16 protein-coding genes are annotated in these 24097 nt (G+C 74.6%); 7 read left to right on the top strand and 9 right to left on the bottom strand.

Features of this window, described 5'->3' with window-relative positions; translation table 11 throughout:
• Nucleotides 1-25 precede the first annotated feature (25 nt).
• The 5 genes from EKG83_RS18500 (at nucleotide 26) to EKG83_RS18480 (ending at nucleotide 8345) form a co-directional block, all read left to right on the top strand.
• The gene (locus tag EKG83_RS18500) at nucleotides 26-709 is read left to right on the top strand and encodes a TetR/AcrR family transcriptional regulator (RefSeq protein ID WP_063741442.1); all 684 of its coding nucleotides are present in this window, start codon (nucleotides 26-28) and stop codon (nucleotides 707-709) included.
• A 305-nt stretch (nucleotides 710-1014) separates the two neighbouring features.
• Complete coding sequence (locus tag EKG83_RS18495) at nucleotides 1015-1629, top strand: hypothetical protein (protein ID WP_033434154.1); 615 nt, start codon at nucleotides 1015-1017, stop codon at nucleotides 1627-1629.
• A complete protein-coding gene (locus tag EKG83_RS18490) occupies nucleotides 1604-4276 on the top strand; it encodes an NACHT domain-containing protein (protein ID WP_153278204.1) in 2673 nt (890 codons plus the stop codon). Before EKG83_RS18495 ends, EKG83_RS18490 begins: the two co-directional genes overlap by 26 nt.
• A complete protein-coding gene (locus tag EKG83_RS18485; protein WP_051766655.1) occupies nucleotides 4225-8043 on the top strand; it encodes an nSTAND1 domain-containing NTPase in 3819 nt (1272 codons plus the stop codon). Before EKG83_RS18490 ends, EKG83_RS18485 begins: the two co-directional genes overlap by 52 nt.
• A 50-nt stretch (nucleotides 8044-8093) precedes the next feature.
• Nucleotides 8094-8345, top strand: coding sequence for a hypothetical protein (locus EKG83_RS18480; protein ID WP_051766654.1), 252 nt, complete (start codon nucleotides 8094-8096; stop codon nucleotides 8343-8345).
• Nucleotides 8346-8384: 39 nt separating this feature from the next.
• Here the strand turns inward: EKG83_RS18480 and EKG83_RS18475 are convergent, their stop codons facing one another.
• Both EKG83_RS18475 and EKG83_RS18470 read right to left on the bottom strand, forming a co-directional pair.
• Entirely contained in the window at nucleotides 8385-10751 is a 2367-nt protein-coding gene (locus EKG83_RS18475) for a SpoIIE family protein phosphatase (RefSeq protein ID WP_051766653.1), read from the bottom strand.
• 40 nt (nucleotides 10752-10791) lie between these two features.
• A complete protein-coding gene (locus EKG83_RS18470; RefSeq protein WP_153278203.1) occupies nucleotides 10792-15369 on the bottom strand; it encodes a HAMP domain-containing protein in 4578 nt (1525 codons plus the stop codon).
• 320 nt (nucleotides 15370-15689) lie between these two features.
• Between EKG83_RS18470 and EKG83_RS18465 the strand changes: the two genes are divergently transcribed.
• Nucleotides 15690-16922 carry a hypothetical protein gene (locus EKG83_RS18465; RefSeq protein ID WP_153278202.1) on the top strand — a complete coding sequence of 411 codons (1233 nt, stop codon included), beginning with the start codon at nucleotides 15690-15692 and terminating at the stop codon, nucleotides 16920-16922.
• Between the two features lies 1 nt (nucleotide 16923).
• Here the strand turns inward: EKG83_RS18465 and EKG83_RS18460 are convergent, their stop codons facing one another.
• The 7 genes from EKG83_RS18460 to EKG83_RS18430 all read right to left on the bottom strand — a co-directional run bounded on the left by EKG83_RS18460 (nucleotide 16924) and on the right by EKG83_RS18430 (nucleotide 22662).
• Nucleotides 16924-17520, bottom strand: a complete 597-nt coding sequence (locus EKG83_RS18460; RefSeq protein ID WP_051766652.1) for a biliverdin-producing heme oxygenase — start codon at nucleotides 17518-17520, stop codon at nucleotides 16924-16926.
• 23 nt (nucleotides 17521-17543) lie between these two features.
• Nucleotides 17544-18323, bottom strand: coding sequence for an endonuclease/exonuclease/phosphatase family protein (locus EKG83_RS18455; protein ID WP_153278201.1), 780 nt, complete (start codon nucleotides 18321-18323; stop codon nucleotides 17544-17546).
• Nucleotides 18324-18512: 189 nt separating this feature from the next.
• Entirely contained in the window at nucleotides 18513-20087 is a 1575-nt protein-coding gene (locus EKG83_RS18450; RefSeq protein ID WP_051766650.1) for a S8 family peptidase, read from the bottom strand.
• Between the two features lie 118 nt (nucleotides 20088-20205).
• On the bottom strand, nucleotides 20206-20832 hold the full coding sequence (locus EKG83_RS18445; RefSeq protein ID WP_033434151.1) for a hypothetical protein: 627 nt from the start codon (nucleotides 20830-20832) through the stop codon (nucleotides 20206-20208).
• Nucleotides 20825-21271 (bottom strand): DUF4383 domain-containing protein, encoded by a 447-nt coding sequence (locus tag EKG83_RS18440; RefSeq protein WP_033434150.1) that lies wholly within the window; start codon nucleotides 21269-21271, stop codon nucleotides 20825-20827. Before EKG83_RS18440 ends, EKG83_RS18445 begins: the two co-directional genes overlap by 8 nt.
• Before the next feature lie 6 nt (nucleotides 21272-21277).
• A complete protein-coding gene (locus tag EKG83_RS18435; protein ID WP_228122671.1) occupies nucleotides 21278-21691 on the bottom strand; it encodes an STAS domain-containing protein in 414 nt (137 codons plus the stop codon).
• Nucleotides 21688-22662, bottom strand: a complete 975-nt coding sequence (locus EKG83_RS18430) for a Ppx/GppA phosphatase family protein (protein WP_033434148.1) — start codon at nucleotides 22660-22662, stop codon at nucleotides 21688-21690. The genes EKG83_RS18435 and EKG83_RS18430 overlap by 4 nt, the downstream gene beginning before the upstream one ends.
• Nucleotides 22663-22770: 108 nt before the next feature.
• On the opposite strand from EKG83_RS18430, the gene EKG83_RS18425 reads away from it, so the two are divergent.
• Nucleotides 22771-23580: an SDR family NAD(P)-dependent oxidoreductase gene (locus tag EKG83_RS18425; protein ID WP_033434147.1), complete on the top strand. Its 810-nt coding sequence runs from the start codon at nucleotides 22771-22773 to the stop codon at nucleotides 23578-23580.
• Nucleotides 23581-24097: the final 517 nt, after the last annotated feature.

The raw sequence follows: 24097 nt of genomic DNA, 5'->3' as shown, positions 1-24097 counted from the left end.
AAACGCAACGTATCTAAGGGGTAGGGTGCCGGAGCGCAAGTCGCGCCGCCGCGGTGCGGAGCTGGAGCGGGCCATCCTGGACGCGGCCTGGGCGGAGTTGAGCGAGGTCGGCTACGCCCGGTTCACCGTCGAGGCGGTCGCCGCGCGGGCGGGCACCAGCAAACCGGTGATCTACCGGCGCTGGGCCAACCGCGCCGAGCTGGCCCTGGCCGCCTGGCAGGGCCGGGTACCCGTCGACCGCGGTTCGCCCGACACCGGCTCGCTGCGCACCGACCTGCTGGCGCTGTTCGGCAGGGTCTCCCGCCGCATGGACGCGATGATGAACGAGATGATCGCCGGCGTGATGGGCGAGGCGTTCCGGCACCCCGAGATCGCCGAGCTGATGCGCAGGTACCTCACCGACTCGCCGCTGTTCCACGCGGTGGACGCGGTCGTGCGGCGGGCGGTGGAGCGGGGCGAGCTGAGGCCGTTCGAACTGCCCCGGCGCGCCGCCCGGGTCCCGCTGGACCTGATCCGCAACGAGGCCGTCACGTGCGGCACGCCGCCGGACGAGCGGGTGATCGCCGAGCTGGTGGACGAGGTGTACCTGCCGATGCTGGTCGGGTTGGCGGGGGTGCCGGGCGAGCTCGGGCGGGGTGAGGCGGGTGCGGAGCGCTCCGGCGCGGGGCGGGCGGTCGGCGAGCACGCCGACACCGAGGTGTGCCGGTAGCGGGCTGACGGGCCCGGGTCGTGTTTCGACGCGGCTCGTCGGGCGCCGCGACGAGCCGCCGAGAACGACCCCGCCCCGCCTCACCACCCGCGGTTCCGCCAAGCGGGACGGGCGACACCGGGGCGTGGCCCGCGGCGGGCCGGTCCGGACGCGGCGGGAACGCGAGGTCGGGCGCCTGTACGGCTTTGTACGGATGAAGCCCGCGGCCTTCCGCCGGGGCGGGCACCGGTCGATCGTCGGACCGGACGGCGGCCACCCGCACCGGTTCGGGACGGGTGCCCGCCACGCCGAGGGAGGGACACGACATGACCGACGACCTCAGCCGCAGGCGGCTGCTGCGGGCTGCCGGGCTGGCGGGCGGCGCCGCGCTGCTGGCCGGCGCGGGCGCCGCCGCGGTCCCGGGTACCGCGGGCGCCGCCGTGGAGGCGGGCTTCCGGTGGTGCTCGCGGTGCCAGTCGATGTGGCGCGCCGGCGCCGGCGACAACGGCCACTGCCCCGTCCACCACTGGTGGGACCACTCGCACTACCAGGACGGCAGCGGCGCCTACTGGTCGACCGATGGGCCCACCGTCGTCAACGGCGTGGTGGACGTGTTCGGCCAGTTGTGGCTCAAGTGGTGCGCGACCTGCAAGGCCGTCTACTTCCACCAGCAGTCCACGGTCTGCCCCAACAACTCCGCGGGCCACACCTCGACCGCGCCCGCCCACAAGGTGGAGCCGGCGTGGTTCTCACCGCTGTCGCCGTTCCCCAAGCAGGCCGGGTGGCGGCGCTGCATCGACTGCGCGGCCCTCTTCTTCATCGACAACGGCATCGGGAGCACGCGGTGCCCGGTGTCGCGCCCGAGCGGCTTCCCGTACCACGTGGCGGCGTCCAGGTTCGACGGGGTTTGGCGGCATGAGGAGTACCTGGTCCGCTTCTGAGCCGGTGGCCCACCCGGCGGTGCACCGGACGATCCTCGTGCTCGACGTCGAGGCGTTCGGGGACCACCGCCGGACCAACGCGCACCAGGTCGCGGTGCGGGCGGGCCTGTACCGGGTGCTGGGGTCGGCCCTCGCGCGGGCCGGCGTGCCGCGGACCGACTGGCAGCACGAGGACCGCGGCGACGGCGTGTTCGTCCTGGTGGCGCCGGGGGTGGTCAAGAGCCTGTTCGTCGAGGCGCTGCCCGGCCTGCTGGTCGGGGCGCTGCACGAGCACAACCGGGCGCACCCCGCCGAGGAGCGCATCCGGCTGCGGGTGGCGCTGCACGCGGGCGAGGTCCACTACGACGACCACGGCGCGACCGCGGCGTCGGTGAACCTGGCGTTCCGGCTGCTCGACGCGCCGCAGCTCAAGGCCGCGCTGGCCTGGTCGCCCGGCGTGCTGGCGCTCATCACGTCGTCCTGGTTCTTCGACGAGGTCGTGCGCCACTGCCCGGCCGCCGGGCCGGGCGGCTACCGGCGGGTCGCCGTGCGGGTCAAGGAGACGCAGGCCGTCGCCTGGATCGCCCTGCCCGACCAGCCGCGCGTCCCGGACCACGTGGGGCCGCCGCCGACCGCGGTCGACGAGGACTGCGTGGCGCGGGGGCTGGCCGAGGCGATCCGCCGGCAGTGGACCGACGAGGCCGCGGCCCGGATGCTGCACGAACCGGAGCCGCTGCGGCTGCGGTGGGCCACCACCGCGCGCCCGGTCGCCGGTCGCCCGGCGGCCGTGCTGGGCGGCGCGGTCGGCGGCCGACCGCTGCGGCTGCGGTTCCGCGGCCGGCTGGACCGGGTCGTGGACGCCTTCGTCAGCCTGCCGCACCGGCAGCTGGTGGTCCTCGGCGAGCCCGGCGCGGGCAAGACGGCGCTGGCGATCCTGCTCACCCTGGGCCTGCTGGAGCACCGGCGGGTCCACGGCGGCCCGGTGCCGGTGCTGCTGTCGGCGGCGTCGTGGCACCCGCACCGGGAGAACGTGGACGCGTGGCTCGCCCGCCGGCTGGTCGAGGAGTACCCGGCGCTGTCCCGGGTGGACTGCGCCGGGCGGCGGCTGGTGGAGCGCCTGGTCGCGGACGGCGCGGTGCTGCCCGTGCTCGACGGCGTCGACGAGCTGTCCCCGGCGCTGCGGCCGGCCGCGATCGCGGCCCTGGACCGGGCCGCCGCGGGCGGGCGGCCGTTCGTCGTCACCTGCCGCGGCGCCGAGTACGAGGACGCGGTGGCCTCCGGCGGCCGGGTGCTGTCGTCGGCCGCGGTCGTCGAGCTCGAACCGGTCGGGCTGGCGGAGGCCGTCGCCCACCTGGCCGAGGCGCGACCGGGCGACGACCGGTGGCACCGGGTCCACGACCACCTGCGCGACCGGCCCGACCACCCGCTGGCCGCGGCGCTGTCGACCCCGCTGATGGTCTGGCTCGCCCGGACCGCCTGCGCCGGGCCCGGCGCGGACCCGGTCGAGCTGCTCGACGCGCGGCGGTTCCCCGACCGCGCCGCCGTCGAGGAGCACCTGCTGGAGGCGCTCGTCCCCGCCGTGTACGAGCACCACCCGCCCGCGCCGTCCGACCGGGCGGGCGGACCGGCGGCGCGCCACGACCCGGCGGACGCCCGCAGGTGGCTCGGGTTCCTCGCCGCCCACCTCGACCGCCGCGGCACCCGCGACCTGGCCTGGTGGGAGCTGCACCGCGAGGTGCCGCGGGCGGTGACCAACTCGGTGTACGGGTTCGTGGTGGGGCTGGTGACCGGTGCCGGCATCGGGCTCGGCGGGCTCGCGGCGGGACTGCTCCCGACGCCGTCGGCCGCGCTGCGGGTCGGGTTCCTCGCCTGCCTGCTGCCCGGGGTCGTGTCGGGGCTGGTCACCGCACGCGCCTGGCGCACCCAGGACACCCCGGGCCTGGCCGACGCCCGGGTGCGCGGGCGGTTCGGGCGGCTCCTGGGCGCCTTCCGGGACCGGCTGGCGTTCGGGTCGCTGATGGGCGCGGTGATCGCGCTGGTGACCGCCCCGCTGGTCGGGTTCGGCGGCGGTGCGGTGCTCGGGGCGGGCAGCGGGCTGTGCGCCTTGCTGTCCGCGGGCGTCGCGGACTGGCTCAAGGCGCCCGCGGACGAGCTGCGCGCACCCAGCCCCGCGGCGGTCCTGCGCAGCGACCGGGCGATGTCCGCGGTGCGCGGCCCCACCCAGGGCGCCGTGATCGCGGTGGGCGTCGGCCCCCTGGTCGGGTGCTCGTACGGCGCCGGGGCCGGGCTGGTGGCCGGCGCGGTCGCCTTCGCCGGGGCGTTCTTCCTGGGCGGCATGGACACGGCGTGGGGGCTCTTCGCCATCACGCGCGGGTGGTTGGGGCTCAGCGGCAGGCTGCCACCGCACCTGATGCGGTTCCTCGCCGACGCGCGGGACCGCGGGGTGCTGCGGCAGGTCGGGTCGGTCTACCAGTTCCGGCACGCCCGGTTGCAGGAACACCTGGCCGGGCCACCCCCGGGCGGACCGGGGCCCCGCGAACCGGCGGGCGACGGGGTCCGCCCGCTGTCCGCGGAAGTGCTTACCCCGTCGGGCCGCCGACCTCTACGCTTCCGCCGGTGGCCGTGCCCGAGCGGGTCGAGGACCGGGACGACTTCGCCCGGGAGCTGACGCTCCTGCGCGAGCGGGCCGGCCTGACCGTGCGGCAGGTGGCGGCCGAGGTCGGCGTCCACGGCGCCCACAGCACCGTCGGCGACTGGTTCGCCGGCCGGGGCCTGCCGTCGCCGGGCTCGCGCGACCTGCTGGTCCGGGTGCTGGCGGTCTGCGGGGTCCGGGACCCGGACGAGGTGGACCAGTGGCTGCGCGCGTGGCTGCGGGTGCGGCGGGTGCCCGGCAGGCGTGCCGGCGGCCCGGAGCCGTACCGGGGACTGGCGGGGTTCGGCCCCGAGGACGCGGAGTGGTTCTTCGGCCGGGAGGAGCCGACCGCCCGGCTGCTCGCCCACCTGGCCGACCTGCACGCCACCGGCGGCGGGGTGCGGGTCGTGGTCGGCGCGTCCGGCTCCGGCAAGTCCTCGCTGCTGCGCGCGGGCCTGGTCCCCGCGCTGCGGGCGGGCGCGCTGCCGGGCTCGCAGGCGTGGCCGGTGGCCCTGTTCAGCCCCGGTGCCACGCCGGTCGACGCGCTCGCGGGGCGGCTCGCCCCGCTCGTCGACCGCCCGCCGGACGAGGTGGCCGAGGCGCTGCGGGCGGCCCCCGACGGGTGCGCCCTGCCCGACGGCCCGCGGCCGGTGCTGGTCGTCGACCAGTTCGAGGAGGTGTTCACCGCGTGCGCCGACGAGGACGACCGCCGGTGCTTCACCGCCGCGCTGTGCGCGGTCGCCGCCGGTCCGCGCGGCGCCCTGGTCGTGCTGGGGCTGCGGGCCGACTTCTTCGGCCACGCGCTGCGGTACCCGCACCTGGTCGACGCCGTGCGGACCGGCCAGGTGACCGTGGGGCCGATGACCGGGGACGAGCTGCGCCGGGTGATCACCGGCCCGGCCCGCAAAGCCCGCCTCGACGTCGAGGACGGGCTGGTGGAGCTGCTGCTGCGCGAGGTCACCCCCCGGGACGTCGCCGTGCTGCCGCTGCTGTCCCACGCCCTGTACACCACGTGGCAGCGCAGCCAGGGCCGACGGCTGACGATCGACGGCTACCGGGAGGCGGGCGGCATCTCGGGCGCGGTCGCCGCCACCGCCACCGAGGTCTACGAGGGCCTGACCGAACCCCAGCGGGAACGGGCCCGCCGGCTGTTCCTCGACCTGGTCCACGTCGGCTCCGACACCGCCGATACCCGCCGCCGGGTCGCCGTCGCGGACCTGTTCGCGGGCCTGTCCGACGAGCAGGCCGCCGAACTCGAGGACGTGCTCGACCGGTTCGTGGCGCAGCGGCTGGTCACCGTCGACGCCCACGGCGTGCAGCTGAGCCACGAGGCGCTGCTGACCGCGTGGCCGCGGATGCGGTCCTGGCTGGACCACGACCGCGCGGGCCTGGTGCTCGGCCGCGAGCTCCGCGAGGCCGCGGCGGGCTGGCACCGCGCGGAGCGCGACCCCGCCGCCCTGTACCGGGGCACCCGGCTCGCCGCGGCCCGGGAGTGGGCGGGCAGCGCCGCGTTCCGCCGCCTGCTGACCCCGCTGTCGCGGGAGTTCCTCGACGCCTCCGTCCGGCAGGAGCAGGCCGACCAGGCCGCGGCCCGCCGGCGCACCCGCAGGCTGCGGCGACTGACCGCGGGGCTGGCGGCGATGCTGCTGCTCGCCGCCGTGGCCACGGCGACCGCGGTGGGGAGCCTGGAGGCCACCCGCGACCAGCGCAACGCGGCGCTGTCGGGCAAGGCCACCGCGCTGCGCGGCACGAACCCGGCGCTCGCGGCGCAGCTCGGCCTGGCCGCGTACCGGCTGGCGCCGACCCCCGAGGCGCGCGGCAGCCTGCTCAGCACGTTCGCGACCCGCTACTCCACCCGCGTCGAGGGCCACACCGGCGCCGTCTACACCGCCGAGTTCAGCCCTGACCGGCGGACCCTGGTCACCGCTGGCGTTGACCACGCCGTCCGGCTGTGGGACGTCACCGACCGGCACCGACCGGTCCCGCTGGCCACCGCGCCCGGGACCACCGACCCGGTGCTCTCGGCGGCGTTCAGCCCGGACGGGCGCACCCTGGCCGCGTCCGGCGGCGGCGGTTCGGTGCGGCTGTGGGACGTCACCGACCGGGCCGCGCCGCGAGCGCTCACCGAGCTCGGCGGGCACACCGGGGACGTCCGCCGGGTGGCGTTCAGCCGCGACGGCCGCCTGCTGGCCACCGCGGGCTTCGACCGCACCGCCCGGCTGTGGGACGTCACCGACCCGGGCGCCCCGGTCCCGCTGGCCGTGCTCACCGGGCACGCCGACGCCGTGGTCGCGGCCGTGCCGAGCCCGGACGGGCGCACGCTGGCCACGGCGAGCTCGGACACCACGGTGCGCCTGTGGGACATCACCGACCCCCGCGCGCCGGTCCAACTGGCGGTGCTCGACGGGCACACCGACCGGGTGCTGGCGGCCGCCTTCAGCCCCGACGGGCGCGTGCTGGCCACCGGCGGCTTCGACAACGCGCTGCGGCTGTGGGACGTCGCCGACCCGGCCCGCGCCCACCCGCTCGCCGCGCTGACCGGCCACGAGAACGGGATCGTCGCGATCGCGTTCGGCGACGACCGCACCGTGGCCACCGGCAGCTACGACGCCACGGTCCGGCTGTGGGACGTCACCGACCCGGCGTTCGGGGGCCAGCCGGTCGTGCTGAGCGGGCACGCCGAGGTCGTCTACTCGGTGGCCTTCAGCTCCGACGGGGAGACCCTGGCCACCGCCGGCCGGGACACCACCACCCGGCTGTGGGACGTGCGCGGCCCGGTGCTCGGCGGCCACACCGGCCCGGTCAACTCGGTCACACCCAGCCCGGACGGCCGGCTGGTGGTCGCCAACAGCTACCGGACCTCGTGGCTGTGGGACGTGCGCGACCGCCGCCGGCCCGTCCTGGCGGCCGCGCTCACCGAGCACACCGACGGGGTGCTCAGGGCGTCGTTCAGCCGGGACGGCCGGCTCCTGGCCACCGCGGGCCTGGACCGGACCGTCCGGCTGTGGGACGTCGCCGACCCCACCCGGCCGCGCCGCGTCGGCGTGCTGACCACCCCTGCGGAGAACCTGTTCACCGTCGCGGTCAGCCCCGACGGGCGGTGGGTCGCCACCGGCGAGGCCGACAGCGCGATCCGGCTGTGGGACGTCACCGACCCGGCGCACCCCGGCCAACCGGTCGTGCTCGGCGGCCACACCGACCGCGTCCTGTCCGTGGTGTTCAGCCCCGACGGGCGCACCCTGGCCAGCGCCGCCGCCGACCGCACCGCGCGGCTGTGGGACGTCAGCGACCCCCGGCACCCCGGCGCCCCGACCACCCTGACCGGGCACGGCAACGCGGTCGCGGACGTGCAGTTCAGCCCGGACGGGCGCACGCTGGCCACGGCGGGATTCGACCGCACCGCGCGGCTGTGGGACGTCGCCCTCCCCGGCCGCCCCGCCGCCCTGGCGGTGCTGGTGGGCCACGCCGACGGGGTCAACTCGGTCGCGTTCAGCCCGGACGGGCGCACCCTGGCCACCGCCGGGTTCGACCGCACGGCGCGGATCTGGCCCGTCGCGGACCGCCGCTCCCCCGGACCGCCGGTCCTGCTGACCGGCCACACCGACCGGGTGAACTCGGTCGCGTTCACCCGGGACGGGCAGACCGTCGTCACCGGCGGCCGCGACGCCGCGGTCCGGCTGTGGGACCTCGACGCGGAGCGCGTCGCCGGCGAGGTGTGCGCGGTGGCCCACCCTCGGCTCACCGCCGCCGAGTGGCGGGAGCACTTCCCGGACCTGGACTTCACGCCCCCGTGCCCGGGCTGATCCGCCCCGACGGGGTACCCGGGGCCGATGCCGCGGTGGATCATGGGTGCATGCTCGAATTCAACGAGGACAACGGCGCCTATGAGTGGTGGACGACCGCTCATCCCGAGCAGTTCGTCATCGACGCCGAGCACACCCTCGCCCCGGGCACCCTGGTCCTGCACCGCGCCACCTGCCGGGAGGTCAGCGGCGTACCGCCGACCGGCACCTGGATCGGCGACCGGGTGAAGATCTGCGGCACCCGGCGGGAGCTGGAGCAGCGCTACCCCGGCGCCCGCGCCTGCGACCGCTGCCTGCGGTGAGCCGCACCGACCGCCGACGCCGCGCGGCACCGACCCGGGTCAGATCAGCCGGACCCCGACGATGCACGTGTCGTCGTCGGTGTCGGCCGGGCTGCGGTCCAGCAGGTGGTCCAACCGCCGCTCCAACGGCCCGTCGTACCCGGCCGAGGCGGTGAGCAGCCAGTTCAGGCACTCGTCCAGGTCGCTGTCCCGCCGCTCGATCAACCCGTCGGTGTAGAGCAGCAGCGTGTCCTCCGGGGCCAGCACCAGCTCGTCCTCGTCGTACCCGGCCTCGGAGATCGCGCCGAGCATCACCCCGCGCGGGCCGGTCAGCGCCGTGGCCGTCCCCCGGCGCACCAGCACCGGCGGCGGGTGGCCCGCCCTCGCCCAGCGGAGCACGCGGGTCTCCGGGTCGTACAGCGCGCACACCGCGGTGGCGAAGATGTTGTCGGTCAGGTGGTGCGCCACGAGGTTGAGCCAGCACAGCAGCTGCCCCGGGCCGGCACCGGTGGCGGCCAGGCCGCGCAGGGCGTTGCGCAGCACGACCATGCCGGTGGCGCCCTTGATCCCGTGCCCGGTGATGTCGCCCACCGACAGCAGGATCTGCTTGGACGGCAGCACGACCGCGTCGTACCAGTCGCCGCCGACCAGGTGCTCCTGCTCGGCCGGCCGGTAGCGCACCGCGACCTGCAGCTCGAACGCCTCGATCGAGGGCTGGGTGAGCGGCATGATGGCCCGCTGCAGCTGCAGCGCCAACCTGCTCTGCTCGGCCGCCTGCTGCTCGGTGTGCGCGAGCTGGTCGCGGGTGGCCGACAGCGCCACCTCGGTCCAGTGCTGCGCCGACACGTCCTGGTACGCGCCGCGCACGGCGAGGAGGTGGTCGTCGGGGTCGAGCACGGGTTCGGCGACCACCCGGATGTGCCGGACGATGCCGTCCTGGCGCTGGAACCGGAACGCGGTCGAGCCCGCCCGGCGGTGGTGCAGCACCGTGCGCAGGAACCGGGTGATGGTGGCGGTGTCGTCGGGGTGGCAGTGCTTGGCCAGCGCGGCCAGCGGCACCGGGTCCTCGGTCGGCTCCAGGCCGTAGAGGGTGAACAGCTGGCTGTTCCAGGTGATCCGCCCGCCGACCACGTCCTCCTCGAAGCCGCCGATGCGGCCGAGGCGCTGGGCGTGGTGCAGCAGGTTCGCCAGCCGGGCGGTCTCGTCCTCCACGCGCCACACGACCAGGACGCTGTCGCCGTGCCTGCTGATGCCCACGCCCGCGGTGACGCTGAGCGGCACCTGGTCCACCAGCGCGGTGAGCGCCATGCGCTCGCTGCGGAACGGCTCGCCGGTGGCGTGCACGTGCTCGACCTTGTCGAACAGGTCGCCCTCTCCGGCGGCCAGCGGGTACGCCTCCAGCAGCAGCATCCCGGTCACGGTGGCGCGCGGCCTGCCCGCGAGGTCGACGAACCTGTTGTTGACGTGGTGGATGCGGAAGTCCAGCAGCTCGCCGGTCGGCGACAGGTGCGGCCGCAGCACCAGCGCCGGGTCGAGCAGCACCTCGGCGAGGTCGACCAGCTCGTCGGCCACCGGGCCGTCGGGGTCGCCCTCGACCGCCGGGGTGCTCTCCAGGGTGTGCGCGCACAGCTCGGCCAGCGCCTCGACCTGCCGCCGGATCTGCGGCGGCTGCGGCGGGAGCTCGTCGGGCCAGCAGATCTCCAGCACGCCCACCACGCGACCGCCGGACTCCGCGGGCGCGGTCACCCGGGTGCCGTGCAGCTCGTGGCGCCCGATCGAGGGCAGGCCGGACCCGGCCAGGTCGGGGATCCACACGTCCGCGCGCTCGGTGAGCGCCCGCCGGGCCGGGGTGGCGATGCCGGGCGGCACGTAGCGCCACCGCCTGGCCTCCTCGGCGACGAACCCGGCGGAGCCGCGCAGGGTCAGCGACGCGTCCATCGCCGCCGACCAGATGGCGACCGCGGTGGCGCCCAGCGGCGCCAGGGCGTGCTCCAGCAGCGACTCGGCCACGGCCTGGGTGTCGCCGGCGGCCAGCGCGCCGCTCTCCGCGGTGCGCAGCCGGACCACCGCGGACCGCCCCGCGCCCTCGCCCGGCTGGCCCAGCAGCTCGCCCGCCACCTCGGTGAGCTGGTCGCGGGCCGCCTGGTTGATCACGTCCGCGGCCAGCTCCAGCTGCCCGAGGCCGGCCTGCTCGGCGAGCAGCGCGAGCTGGCGCGCGGCCTCCGCCGGGCCGCACCCCAGGCGCTCCACCAGCACGCCCTTGGCCAGCTCGATCAGCGCGCGGCCGTCGGCCACCGCGTGCGCCTCCCGGACCTCGCGGGACAGGCGCTCGACCGTGGCGGCCAGCCGGGTCAGGCCCGTGCCGACAACCGCGGTGCGTGGTGGGACCGCGGAGAGCGGTCCGTCTGTGGCGTCAGGCTTCGACAAGCGCGTGCTCCTCGTTCCGCGGGCGGTGGGTGGTGGGCACTCAGCGGTCCAGCAACCAGCGCTGCACGCAGTTGACGAGGTCGTCGGAGTCCACGGGCTTGGTGACGTAGTCGTTGGCGCCCGAGTCGATGCTCTTCTCCCGGTCGCCGGGCATGGCCTTGGCGGTGACCGCGATGATCGGCAGGTCGGCGTGCTCGGGCATGGCCCGGATCGCCGTGGTGGCCGCGTAGCCGTCCATCTCCGGCATCATCACGTCCATCAGCACCAGGTCCACCTCGGGGTTCGCGCCCAGCACGTCGATGGCCTCCCGGCCGTTCTCGGCGTGCAGCACGCTCACCCCGTGCAGCTCCAGGATGCTGCTCAGCGCGAACAGGTTGCGCGCGTCGTCGTCGGCGATGAGCACGGTGCGCCCGGACAGCCTGCCGTTGACCGGCCGCGGTTCGGCGTGGTGCACCGGCTCCTCGTGGCGCACCAGCGGCAGCACCGCGCCCGGCACCTCGGCGGTCAGGTGCAGGGCGATGCGCTCGCGCAGCTCGTCCAGGCTGGACAGCAGCTCCAGCGGCCGGGTGCCGGCGCGGGCCTGGACCCGCTGCTCCTGGTCGGGCGCCAGCCGCCGGTTGTTGTGCGCCAGGACGGGCACGTTGCCCAGCCCGGCGTCGCCGTCCATGGCGTCGAGGAACTCCAGCGCCGCGCCGTCGGGCATGTCCAGCTCCAGCACGACGCAGTGGCACGCCTCGGCGGCGAGCACGGCGGCGGCCTCCTGGGCGCCCGCCACGGTGATCACCTCGACCGGGCCGCGCGGGTCGTTGCTGTCGGCCAGGTCGGTGACCGCGCTCTGGGCGACCAGGGACAGCAGGCCCTGCGGCCGCTCCTCGATCACCAGCAGCCGGCGCTGGTGGGCGGGCGCGCCCGCGCCGCCGTTGTCGGCCGGGGTCGGCTGCTCGGCCGGCGGCAGCGCGGCGGGCACCTCGGTGCCGTCGTCGACGGGCAGCTCCTGGAACTCGGGCCGCGCGACCGGCATGTAGAGGGTGAACGTGCTGCCCCGGCCCAGGGTGCTCTCCGCGGTCACCACGCCGCCGAGCAGGTAGGCGATCTCGCGGCTGATGGACAGGCCCAGGCCGGTGCCGCCGTACTTGCGCGACGTGGTGCCGTCGGCCTGCTGGAACGCGCCGAAGATCGACTCCAGCTGCTGCTCGGCGATGCCGATGCCGGTGTCCACCACCCGGAAGGCGATGGCCTGGCCGTGCCGCCGCACGGGCGCGGGCAGCTCGGCCGGGTCGGCGGGCTCGATGCGCAGCTCCACGCTGCCGGTCTCGGTGAACTTCACCGCGTTGGACAGCAGGTTGCGCAGCACCTGCCGCAGCCTGCTGTCGTCGGTCAGCAGCTCGGCGGGCACGCCGGCCGCGGTGGTGATGCGGAAGCCCAGGCTCTTCTGCGTGGTCATCGGCCGGAAGGTGGCCTCGACGTAGTCCAGCAGCCGCCGCAGCGGGACGCGCTCGGGCGTGACGTCCATCTTGCCCGCCTCGACCTTGGACAGGTCGAGGATGTCGTTGATCAGCTGGAGCAGGTCCGAGCCCGCCGAGTGGATGATGCCCGCGTACTCGACCTGCTTGGGGGTCAGGTTGCGGGTCGGGTTCTGCGCCAGCAGCTGGGCCAGGATGAGCAGGCTGTTGAGCGGGGTGCGCAGCTCGTGGCTCATGTTGGCCAGGAACTCCGACTTGTACTTCGACGCCAGCGCGAGCTGCTTGGCGCGCGTCTCCAGCTCCTGCCTGGCCTGCTCGATCTCCAGGTTCTTGGTCTCGATGTCGCGGTTCTGCTGGGCGAGCAGCGCGGCCTTCTCCTCCAGCTCCGCGTTGGACTCCTGCAGCTGCTCCTGCCGCTTCTGCAGCTCGCCGGAGCGGGCCTGCAGCTCGCCGGCCAGGCGCTGGGACTCCGCCAGCAGCTCGTCGGTGCGGGCGTTGGCGACGATGGTGTTGACGTTGACGCCGACGGTCTCCATCAGCTGTTCGAGGAAGTCGCGGTGGATCGGGGTGAACCGGTGCACCGAGGCCAGCTCGATGACGCCGAGCACCTGCTCCTCCACCACGATGGGCAGCACCACGAGGTTGATCGGCGCGGTCTGCCCCAGCCCGGAGGACACCGTGACGTAGCCGGGCGGCACGTCGTCCACGGCGATGGTGCGGCGGCTGCGCGCGGCCTGGCCGACCAGGGACTGGCCGATCCGGAAGCTGGAGGGCCGGGCGTGGACGTCGTCCTCGGCGTCGGGCCTGCCGTAGGAGGCGATCAGGCGCAGCTCCGGCTCCTCGGCGGTGTCGTCGGCCAGGTAGAACGCGCCGTACTGGGCGGAGACCAGCGGCGCCAGCTCGTCCATGATCAGCTCGGCCACGACGGCCAGGTCGCGCCGGCCCTGCATGAGGCTGGAGATGCCGGCCAGGTTGGTCTTGAGCCAGTCCTGGTCCTGGTTGGCCCTGGTGGACACCCGCAGGGACTCCACCATCGAGTTGATGTTGTCCTTCAGCTCGGAGACCTCGCCGGAGGCGTCCACGGTGATCTGGCGGGTCAGGTCGCCCGCGGCGACGGCGCTGGTGACCTCGGCGATGGCGCGCACCTGGCGGGTGAGGTTGCCGGCCAGCTCGTTGACGTTCTCGGTCAGCCGCTTCCAGGTGCCCGAGACGCCCTCGACCTCGGCCTGGCCGCCCAGCTTGCCCTCGGTGCCCACCTCCCGGGCGACCCGGGTGACCTCCTGGGCGAAGGCCGAGAGCTGGTCGACCATGGTGTTGATGGTGGTCTTGAGCTCCAGGATCTCGCCGCGCGCGTCGACGTCGATCTTGCGGGTCAGGTCGCCCTTGGCGACCGCGGTGGTGACCTGGGCGATGTTGCGGACCTGGTTGGTCAGGTTGTTCGCCATCGAGTTGACGTTGTCGGTCAGGTCCTTCCACGTGCCCGCCACGTTGGGCACCCGCGCCTGACCGCCCAGGATGCCCTCGGTGCCCACCTCGCGCGCCACGCGGGTCACCTCGTCGGCGAACGCGGACAGCGTGTCGACCATCGTGTTGATCACCCCGGCCAGGGCCGCGACCTCGCCCTTGGCCTCGACGGTGATCTTCTGGGACAGGTCGCCGCGGGCCACCGCGGTGGCCACCTGCGCGATGGACCGCACCTGGCTGGTCAGGTTCGAGGCCATCACGTTGACGTTGTCGGTCAGGTCCTTCCAGGTGCCCGACACGCCGCGCACGGTGGCCTGGCCGCCGAGGTTGCCCTCGGTGCCGACCTCGCGCGCCACGCGGGTCACCTCGTCGGCGAACGCGGAGAGCTGGTCGACCATCGTGTTGATGGTGTCCTTGAGCTCCAGGATCTCGCCGCGCGCGTCCACGCGGATCTTCTGGGACAGGTCGCCGCGGGCCACCGCGGTGGTCACCTGGGCGATCGACCGCACCTGCGCGGTCAGGTTGTCGCCCATGACGTTCACCGACTCGGTGAGGTCCTTCCAGGTGCCCGACACGCCCTTGACGTCGGCCTGGCCGCCCAGCCGGCCCTCGGTGCCCACCTCGCGCGCCACGCGCGTCACCTCGGCCGCGAACGAGGAGAGCTGGTCCACCATCGTGTTGATGGTGTTCTTCAGCTCCAGGATCTCGCCGCGGGCCGTGACCGTGATCTTCTGCGACAGGTCGCCCCGCGCCACCGCCGTCGCCACCTGGGCGATCGACCGCACCTGCGAGGTCAGGTTGCCCGCCATGAAGTTCACCGAGTCGGTCAGGTCGCGCCACGTGCCGGAGACGCCCTTCACGTCGGCCTGACCGCCCAGGATGCCCTCGGTGCCCACCTCGCGGGCCATTCGGGTGACCTCGTCGGCGAACGAGGAGAGCTGGTCGACCATCGTGTTGATGGTGTTCTTCAGCTCCAGGATCTCGCCGCGCGCGGTCACCGTGATCTTCTGCGACAGGTCGCCCCGCGCCACGGCGGTGGTCACCTGCGCGATGTTGCGCACCTGGTCGGTGAGGTTGCCGGCCATGAAGTTCACCGAGTCGGTCAGGTCGCGCCAGGTGCCGGCGACGCCGGGCACCTGGGCCTGACCGCCCAGCCTGCCCTCGCTGCCGACCTCGCGCGCCACCCGGGTGACCTCGTCGGCGAACGCCGAGAGCTGGTCCACCATCGTGTTGACGGTTTCCTTCAGCTCCAGGATCTCGCCGCGCGCGTCGACGTCGATCTTCTGCGACAGGTCGCCCCGCGCCACCGCGGTGGCCACCTGCGCGATGTCGCGGACCTGGCTGGTCAGGTTGCCCGCCATGGCGTTGACCGACTCGGTCAGGTCCTTCCAGGTGCCGGACACGCCGGGCACCTCGGCCTGGCCGCCCAGCCGGCCGTCGGTGCCGACCTCGCGGGCCACCCGGGTGACCTCGGAGGTGAACAGGGAGAGCTGGTCCACCATGCCGTTGAAGACGGTGGCGATCTCACCGAGCAGGCCGTCGGCGTCGTCGGGCAGGCGGGTGCCGAAGTCGCCGTCGCGGACCGCGGTCAACCCGGCCAGCAACTGGCGCAGCTCGGGCTGGTCCACCGGTGCGGTCTTGCCGGCGCCCCGTCTGGCGACCGCGGTCCCCTTGGCCGTCGTCTCAGCCATGCCACCCTCGTTCCTCGCGACTCGTCGCAGAGCAGAGACAGGCGCCCGCTCGTGGGTTGAACGGGCGCCTGTCGTCGGGCTCACGGTACACGGCGGTACCCGCACACCGGCGGGTGACAGGCGCGGCGCGTTCGGTCGCCGCGCACCCCTGTGCGCCGACCGCCGGCGACGGCGCGCTTCCCCTTGTGGAGCAATGAGGTGCAGGTCTCCCGGCAGGGCGGACGAGGACGCGCAACCGGAACGCGGTGCGGCGCGTCCGAGTCCCCATGACAGCGGGAGGGACGGGGGACGAGCCGCAACCACCTCGGTGGGCGGTGTGGGTGGCGCGGGTCGTCGCCGTGGTGGTCGTGGTGCCGGTGGCGCTGGTGCGGCAGTGGCTCCGGGTCGTCGGGCGGGGTGTGCGCCGGCTGGTGCTGCACCCGTTGTGGCTGGGGCTGCGGTGGGTCGGCAGGCCGGTGCGCGGCGCGGCCCGGCTGGTGGGGCGCTGGGTGGCGGCGCTGGTCGACGTGGTGGTGCAACGCGTGCTGCGGCCGTTGGGGCGCGGGGTGCGGTGGCTGTGGGACGCCGTCGGGCGCTGGGTGCGGTCGGTGCTCGCGCCGGTCGGGCGGGGGCTGCGGGCTCTCGGGCGGGGTGTCCGCGTGGTGCTGCGGGCCGGCTGGGACGTGGTCGTGGCGGTGGGGCGCGGTACCGGTCGGGCGCTCTTGGTCGTCGGGGCGGGCTTGCGCCGCGGGCTCTCGGCGGTCGGCCGCGGTGCGCGCTTCTTGCTGCGGGCCGTCGGTCGGGGTGCGCGGGTGGTGCTCGCACCGGTCAGGTGGGGTTTGCGGGTTCTCGGGCGTGGTGCGGGACGGGTGTGGGCACCGCTGGGCGCGCTGCTGCGGCGGCTGGCCCGCGTCCCCGTCGGCGGGTACCTGCGGCGGGCCGCGCGGTTCGTGGGCCGGGTGCTGGAGCACGTGGTGGTCAGGCCGCTGCGGTGGTTGTGGCGGGCCGTGGTCGTGGCCGTGGTCGTGCGCGGTGCGCGGTGGGTCGGCGGCGTGCTGCGGCGGGTCGGTGACGCGGTGGGGGCCGTGCTGCGGTGGATCGGCGGCAAGGTCTGGGCCGTGCTGCGCTGGGTCGGCGGCGGGATCTGGGCCGTGCTGCGGTGGATCGGCCGGGCGGTGTGGGCGGTGCTGCGGGTCTTCGGCTCCGCCCTGGAGTGGGCGGCCCACCGCGTCGCCCGGTTCTTCGCGGCGCTGGGCCGGCTGGTCCGCCGCTGCGCCACCTGGCTGCGCGACCGGGTCCTGCTGCCGCTGTGGCGCCTGCTGGTGGCCGTGGTCGTCGTCCCGGCCCGGTTCGTCCGCAGGGCGGTGCTGGCACCCGTCGGTCGGGCGGTCCGGCACGCGTGGCGGGCGGCGGTGGTCGCCCCGGTCCGCTGGGTGCGGACCGCGGTGCTCGACCCGGTGCGGCTGGCCGGTCGCCGGGTGCGCGAGCAGTTGCGCGCCGCGTTCGGCCGGCGCCGGGCGGTCGACCCACCGGACCCGACCCGCCGGACCCGGCCGACCGACCCGGCCGACTGACTCAGCCGACCGACACCGGCGGCACGTGCCGCGCGAACCACCGCTCGAAGGCGTCGAAGGTCCGGCGGGCGGCGTCCACGGCGGCCGCCACCGCCCCCGGCCCGTCGACCACGCGCTCCACGCACCCGCCGAACGCGCGGAACCGGCGGCGGGCCGGCTCGCCGTCGCCCAGGTAGAAGCGGAGCTGGTCGGGGCGCAGCCCCAGGTTGTCGCGCAGCCAGCGGCTGACCAGCAGGCCGCCGAGGGCGGAGCCCTCCACGACGTAGGACGCGCCCAGCGCCTCGGGCAGGCTCCGGACGTCCGGCAGGCCCGCCGGCGCGCAGCGCGGCACCGCGCCGATCCGCTCGGCCGACCACCCCGCGGCCGCGAGGTCCGCGCGCAGCAGCGCCGGCCGGTCCGGCGGCGCCCAGTCGGGCACGGTCGCCGACCAGGGGCGCAGCCGGGCGTCGAGCGGTTCGTGCACGCCGAGCAGGACGGCGAGCACGCGGGTGTGCGCCGCGGTCGCGGCGACGTGCTCCAGGTGCGGCCGCAACCGCGCCTCCACGCGGGCGTGGACCTCCCGGGTGCCGAGTTCCAGGGCCTGCATGGCGGAGGGCATGGCGGGCAACCTACCGCGCCCGGTCAGAAGGTGTAGTTGACGACGAACGCCGGGTGGTCCGTCCGGGACATGCCGTACTCCTCGGTGGACACGAAGGTCAGCGTCCGCGCGATCACGTGCTGCACGTCGCCGTCGCCCTTGCGGAACCAGCCGGACGGCACGCAGTTCTGCGCGTTGACCGACGAACCGGGGCTGTACTTGAGGTTCAGGTCGCCGACCACGACGTGCCTGGTCGTGGCCGACCCGGTCGGGTCGAACGACAGCGCGGTGGCGGGCACCAGCTCCTTGCACTGCGCCAGCGCGACCGAGCCCGTGGTGGACAGGTGCGTGGTGCACGCGACGAACCCGCGGACGGCGCCGCGAACGCACGCCCAGGCCCGCACCTCGTTGCCGCCGTCCTGGTTGGCGTAGAGGCCGTTCCCGCCCGCCGCGACGCCCTCCTTGACGATGATCGCGCTGCCGTACGCGCCCCGCCCGGCCGTGCACTGGTAGTCGGAGCCGGTCGACCGGTTGCGCGCGAACGCGAACCGGTACGCGGCGTTCGCGCCGGTCGCGGCGGTGAGCCGGGGCAGGTCGGAGGTGCACACCTCGTTGACCGAGACGACGTCGGGCACGCGGCGGCCGATCATCGCCACCGCCTCGTCCACGGCCAGGCCGCCCTCGAAGCAGCCCGCGACGCCGCTGTTGCACAGGTTCATCTGGAGGACCTTGAACGGCGTGGCGGCCGCCGCGGGTACCGCCACGAGACCGATCAGCAGGACCGCGGCCGGCAGGAGGCCGGGAATTCGGCGCAGGGAGCCCATGGCGACCATGCTCTCCCCCGACCGGGGCCGGCCCGTACCGCCGACCGGGCCCGCGACGGCTCGGGACTTCGGCGGTGCGCAGTGGCGCCCCCGGACGTTCCCGGTCACGCCGTCCCCGCCCACCCCGAACGTGGTCGCACCCGCGGCGCGTGGGCATCTCGCGCGCCGCGGGTGCTGATCGGGGTGGGGTCAGAACGTGAGGGTCCAGCCCTCCAGCGTCCCGGTGTCGTGCGTGTAGACGTCCTTGACCTGCAACTTCCACGTCCCGTTCCTGGTCTCGGCCGACGTGTCCACCGAGAAGGTCTCGTGGATGCCTGCCGACGTGCCGATCCCGCCGGACTTGTGCAGCGGGTACGCCGTGCCGCTCGGCCCGAGCAGGTCGACTACGAGGTCGGCGTCGTAGGTGTGCGCGATGTCCACCTTCACCTTGGTGGCCGCGGCACCGGTACCCGCGCAGCCGGTCACCGTGATGGACGAGGTCACGGCGGCACCCGCGTCCGGGATGGCCACGTCGTCGGTGTTGGACCCGCCCGTGCAGGTGGGCGGGTTCGGGTCACCGCCGCCGATGAACCCGGTGAACAGCAGCTTGTCGGGCGAACCGGCACCGGCGTTCTTCACCACGCCTGCGGTGGCGTTGTCGGTCAGCGCCTTGGCCACCTCCGCGGGCGTGGCGGTCGCCTTGACCGAGCCCAGGTACAGCGCGGCCGCGCCCGCCACGTGCGGCGAGGCCATCGACGTGCCGCTGATGGAGTTGGTGCTGCCGGTGTGCCAGGTGGAGGTGATGCCGGTGCCGGGCGCGAAGATGTCGGTGCAGGTGCCGTAGTTGGAGAACGACGAGCGGTTGTCCGAGCTGTCGGTCGCGTTGACCGTGATCGCCTCGGGGGTGCGGGCGGGCGAGGTGTTGCACGCGTCGCGGTTGTCGTTGCCGGCGGCCAGCGCGGTGGTGACGCCCGCGGCGACGAGCCGCTTGACCGCGTCGTCCACGCTGGTGGAGGCCGAGCCGCCGAGGCTCATGTTGGCCACCGCGGGCTGCACCGCGTTACCGGCCACCCAGTCGATCCCGGCGATGACCTGCGACCACTGGCCCGAGCCCTGGCAGTTGAGCACCCGGACGGCGACCAGCTTCACGTCCTTGGCCACGCCGTAGGTGGTCGAGCCGATGGTGCCCGCGACGTGCGTGCCGTGGCCGTTGCAGTCCTGCGCCACCGAGTCGTTGTCGATGAAGTCCCGGCCGTCCGCGGCGCGGCCGCCGAAGTCGGGGTGCTCCTTGTGGATGCCGGTGTCGATGACGTAGGCGGTGACGTTGGCGGCGGTGTTGCCGTAGTTGTACTTGGAGTCCAGCGGCAGGTCCTTCTGGTCCACGCGGTCCAGGCCCCAGGTGGGCTTGTCCTGGGTGCCGGTGGCGCGCGCGACGGCGTCCTGCTCGACGTAGGCCACGGCCGGGTCCGCGGCGAGCCGGCGCGCACCGGCCTCGTCCATGGTGGCCGAGAAGCCGCGCACGGTGGCGGTGTAGGTGTGCTCGACCCGGCCGCCGTACCGGTGGGCGAGGTCGGCCGCCAGGGACTCGGTCTGCTGCGCGCTCACGGTGTCGTCGCGCAGCACCGCGATGTAGCTGTTCGGCACCGCGCCCGGCGCGCCCGCGCCGAGCACCTGTCCCCCGGGCTGCCCGGCGCCGTAGCCGTAGCCCACCCCGGCGAGGAGCAGCGCTGCGGCGACCGGGAGGGCGGTGGCGACCCGCAGCCGGGTCGAGCGGTGGTGTCGCATGCGTGGTTCTCCGTTCCACTCGGCCGCCTGGCAGGGAGAAGGTGAAGTCCGGCGGCCACGTGGCACCCACCTTCGGGGGATGTGGTGGCGCGAACAATCCGGGTGGTGGTACGTAGGGCTACGTAACCTCCGGGTCCTGTCCGGCCGGGCGACCGCGTCTGCTGCCGCGGTAGGCGCGCTCCCGGAACCTGGTCAGCAGGGCCGGCGCCAGCTCCAGGCCGGGCGGCCGGTGCACGACCGGGTCGAGCGGCGGCCGTTCGTCGTCGACGGGCAGCGGGCGGGCCACCAGGCGCCCGACGGGCCGCCACGGCCCGCTCACCTCCAGGGTGAAGCGCAGCTCGTCGGGCAGGTCCTCCAGCGCCGCCGACCCGGTCTGCCCCGGGTCGGGCACCGCGGCCAGCCACACCAGGCGGCCCCGCCACCGGAACGGGGCGATGCTGCCGTAGCGGGCGCTCGACCAGGTCCGCACCGGTCGGGGCAGCACGCGGGCGAACGAGGTGGACAGCAGCACGTCCCAGGGGCCGGGCAGGCGGAAGGCCAGGCCGAGCACGTCGGGCACGCCGTCGGGGGTGCCCGCGCCCTTGGACAGCCGGCCGACGACCTCGGTGCGGCCCGTCGGCAGCGGGAGGGCGGCGTCGAACGTGGTGGTCACCGCGCCGGTGAACCACCGACCGCGCGGGTGGAACGCCCGGGCACCGCGCACGCCTGCCAGCGCGCGGAACGCGGACGCCACCAGCTCAGGCACTGCGGGCGTTGGGGTTGCCCTGGAGGGCCAGCCCCAACGCGACCATGCCGGCGCCCAGTCCCAGGTGCAGCCAGTCGTCGGCGGCGTTGAGCGGCACGAAGTCCGCCGCGCTCCCCTCGTCGACCAGCAGCCCGTACAGCCACAGCACCACGTAGAGGGCGCCTCCCCCGATCAGGTACCCCCGGGCGGCGGGCACCGAGCGCGCCAGGGCCAGGCCGGCGACGCCGAACAGCAGGTGCACCAGGTTGTGCAGCACGGACACGTGGAACACGCCGAGCAGGTGCGCGCCCGAGCCGGGCCCCGCGAAGGAGATCCGGTCCAGGTGCGCGGTGATGCCCGGCACGAACCCCAGCACGCCGACCAGCAGGAACACGACCCCGACCGCCATCGCCGCCGCGCGCACCGGGTGCGGCACGCGCGTCGTGGTGGTGGTGCTCATTGCGGATCACCTCGCTTGGGAGGGTGGTTTCCGCTCGACTACCCGGTGATCGGGACCCGAAACGACACGACCGGTGGCCGCTGATCCCACGTCCGGGTAACGCGGGAACAACCGGTCGAGGTCGGTGCGCTCGAACACCCTGCGCACGTGCGGCGGCACGGCGGCCAACCGCAGCCACCCGCCGGCGCGCTGCGCCCTGGCCCGGGTGCGGACCAGCGCGCTCATCGCCTGCGCGCCGCAGAAGGCGACCCCGGCCATGTCCAGCACGATCCGGTCCCGCCCCTCGCTGATCAGGCGGTCCATCTTGTCGAGCACCCGGCGAGCCCCCGCCAGGTCCAACTCACCGGTCGCCACCACCACCGCGCACCCGGTCCGGTGGGACTCGACCGACAGCGCGAGCATCCCCGTTGATCCCTTCACGCCACCTGGCTGTACTCGTCGTCGTCACCCAGCCCACCGAGGGTGAGCAGCAGCCCCTCCCGGGTGGACCAGGGGCAGATCTCCACCTGGTCGTGCCCGGAGGCGACCATCAGCGCCTCCACCACCAGCGCACCGGCCGGCGACTGCTCGGCGCGGTGCCGCGAGATCCCCGGCAGCCGAGCCCGCTTCGGCGCGGGCATGGCGGCCAGCCGGGGTATCCACTCCCGCAGGTCGGCCAACCGCAGCGACCGCGCCACGAACGGGCCGTCCTGCTGGGGCCGTGCCCCGGTGAGCCGCGCGAGCTGCTGGAACACCTTCGAACACCCGACGGCGCGGTAACCCGGAGCGGGCACGTCGGCCAGCGCGTCGCGCACGGCGTCACGCACCCGCACCAGCTCGGGGTGCTCGTCACCACCACGCCGCTGGTGACGCGACCGGCGGTCGTGGACCGCCTTGAGCGCCATCCGCCGGGTCAGGGTACGAGCACCGAACGGCAGTGATCGGGCCAACGAGGGCGTGGCCCCGTCCCCGGCGGCGAGCTCGACGGTGCCCCCGCCCACGTCCAGCACGAGCAGCGGCCCGGCCTGCCAGCCGAACCAGCGGCGAGCCGCCAGGTAGGACAGCCGGGCCTCCTCGTGACCGGGCAGCACCCGCAACCGCGTGCCGGTGCGCCGGGCGACCTCGGCGATGACCTCGTCGGCGTTGACCGCGTCCCGCACGGAAGAGGTCGCGAAGGGGACGAAGTCCACCACCCCGGCGCGCTCGGCGGTGCGCCGCGCGACGCGGACGGCGTTCACGATCTGGTCGACGCCCTCGGCACGCAGCCGGTTGTGCCGGTCGAGGGCCCGGTCCAGGCGGAGCCTGGTCTTGTGCGAGAGCACGGGGTTGAGGGGCGACCCCTCGACCACGAGCAGGTGGGCACTGAAGCAGCCGACGTCAAGCACCCCGACCTGACCTCGTCTTCCGGACATCCGTCACCGCCAACCATCACTCAGTGGCACCCCCAGGTACCGGTGTGTTCCCAGTAGTACATCGAGTGAAACCGGATTGGGTGATATGACTCGGGGTAGTTGACCCCCATGAACGCATCGGAGAACGCACCCCGACCACTGGCAGTCGTGACCGGCGCCTCCAGCGGCATCGGCCTGGAACTGGCCAGGGTCTTCGTCGAACAGGGATTCGACCTGGTCATCGCGGCGGAGAACCCCACCATCGAACAGGCGGCACAAGACCTCACCACCGACAACGCCCAGGTAACCCCGGTCCGAGCAGACCTGTCCACGTACTCGGGCAACGAAGACCTGGTAGCGGTCATCGAGCACCTGAACAGGCCGGTAGCGGCCCTGGCGATCAACGCGGGCGTAGGCGTGGGCGGTGACTTCGTGGACGACAGCGACCTCCGCACCCACCTCCAGGTAGTGGACCTCAACATCGGCTCGGCAGTGCACCTGGCCAAGCGCCTGATCCCCCGAATGGTGGAACGAGGCGAAGGCCGCGTCCTCTTCACCTCGTCGGTGGCGGCAACCGGCCCGGGCCCGTTCCACTCCGTGTACGCCGCATCAAAAGCCTTCCTGGCCTCCTTCTCCCAGTCGCTGCGCGAAGAGCTGCGGGACAGCGGCGTAACCGTCACAGCACTCATGCCGGGCCCCACCGACACCGACTTCTTCCGCCGAGCAGGCATGGAGGACACCAAGGTCGCCACCGGCCCCAGGGACGACCCGGCCGAGGTGGCCCGGGAAGGCTACGAGGCCCTGATGGCGGGCAAGGACCACGTGGTGGCCGGGTCCCTGCGGAACAAGGCGCAGGCAGCAGCCGGACGAGCCCTGCCCGACCCGGTGAAGGCAAAGGCGATGCGCACCATGACCGAGCCGGGCAGCGGCAAGTCTTAGCAGGTAGGAGCCCCCTTACTGGAGGGCACGCGGTGTCCGAGCGGACGACACGCGGTGTCCCAGTGGAGGACACGCCGGTCCTGAACGTAGAACTCGGGGGCCCGGACCGTTCGACACGACGGGCCTGAACGTTCGACTCGCGCGGCTTGAACGCATGACACACCCACCTCCAACGCATGACACGCCGGTGCCCAACGCATGACACGCCCGGACTGAACGCATGACACGCCGGGAGGACGCTGGGTCCGGTGGGGCCGGCGGGCCCCGATTTGACATGGGTTCGAGTGCCATAGGCTGGTCGGAGCCGGCAGGCTCGGCGGGACGCTTTTCCCCGCCGTGCCTGCCGGCTGCGGCCAGCCTCCGGTGCTCGTAAGGGCCCCATGTCAAATCGAGGCCCCACGCAATCCAGGGGGTTGACCGGCGACAACCCGACCCACCAGCAGGCGGGATCAATAAAACTGTCGGCCCAGCCAGGCCGGCCCCACCGGTGTGCGGTCCGCCCAACGGGGTAACCGCC

This window comes from Saccharothrix syringae (assembly GCF_009498035.1).
In the GTDB taxonomy this organism is placed as follows: Bacteria; Actinomycetota; Actinomycetes; order Mycobacteriales; family Pseudonocardiaceae; genus Actinosynnema; species Actinosynnema syringae.
Note: the sequence above shows the minus strand (reverse complement) of the source record. Positions and strands in the feature narration are given on the sequence as shown.

Excerpts from the sequence above, each read along its gene's own strand:
- EKG83_RS18425 (WP_033434147.1), top strand. The coding sequence starts at position 22,771 with ATGAACGCATCGGAGAACGCACCCCGACCACTGGCAGTCGTGACCGGC.
- EKG83_RS18450 (WP_051766650.1), bottom strand. The coding sequence starts at position 20,087 with ATGCGACACCACCGCTCGACCCGGCTGCGGGTCGCCACCGCCCTCCCG.
- EKG83_RS18490 (WP_153278204.1), top strand. The coding sequence starts at position 1,604 with ATGAGGAGTACCTGGTCCGCTTCTGAGCCGGTGGCCCACCCGGCGGTG.
- EKG83_RS18480 (WP_051766654.1), top strand. The coding sequence starts at position 8,094 with ATGCTCGAATTCAACGAGGACAACGGCGCCTATGAGTGGTGGACGACC.
- EKG83_RS18460 (WP_051766652.1), bottom strand. The coding sequence starts at position 17,520 with ATGCCCTCCGCCATGCAGGCCCTGGAACTCGGCACCCGGGAGGTCCAC.
- EKG83_RS18430 (WP_033434148.1), bottom strand. The coding sequence starts at position 22,662 with ATGTCCGGAAGACGAGGTCAGGTCGGGGTGCTTGACGTCGGCTGCTTC.
- EKG83_RS18455 (WP_153278201.1), bottom strand. The coding sequence starts at position 18,323 with ATGGGCTCCCTGCGCCGAATTCCCGGCCTCCTGCCGGCCGCGGTCCTG.
- EKG83_RS18440 (WP_033434150.1), bottom strand. The coding sequence starts at position 21,271 with ATGAGCACCACCACCACGACGCGCGTGCCGCACCCGGTGCGCGCGGCG.
- EKG83_RS18495 (WP_033434154.1), top strand. The coding sequence starts at position 1,015 with ATGACCGACGACCTCAGCCGCAGGCGGCTGCTGCGGGCTGCCGGGCTG.
- EKG83_RS18470 (WP_153278203.1), bottom strand. The coding sequence starts at position 15,369 with ATGGCTGAGACGACGGCCAAGGGGACCGCGGTCGCCAGACGGGGCGCC.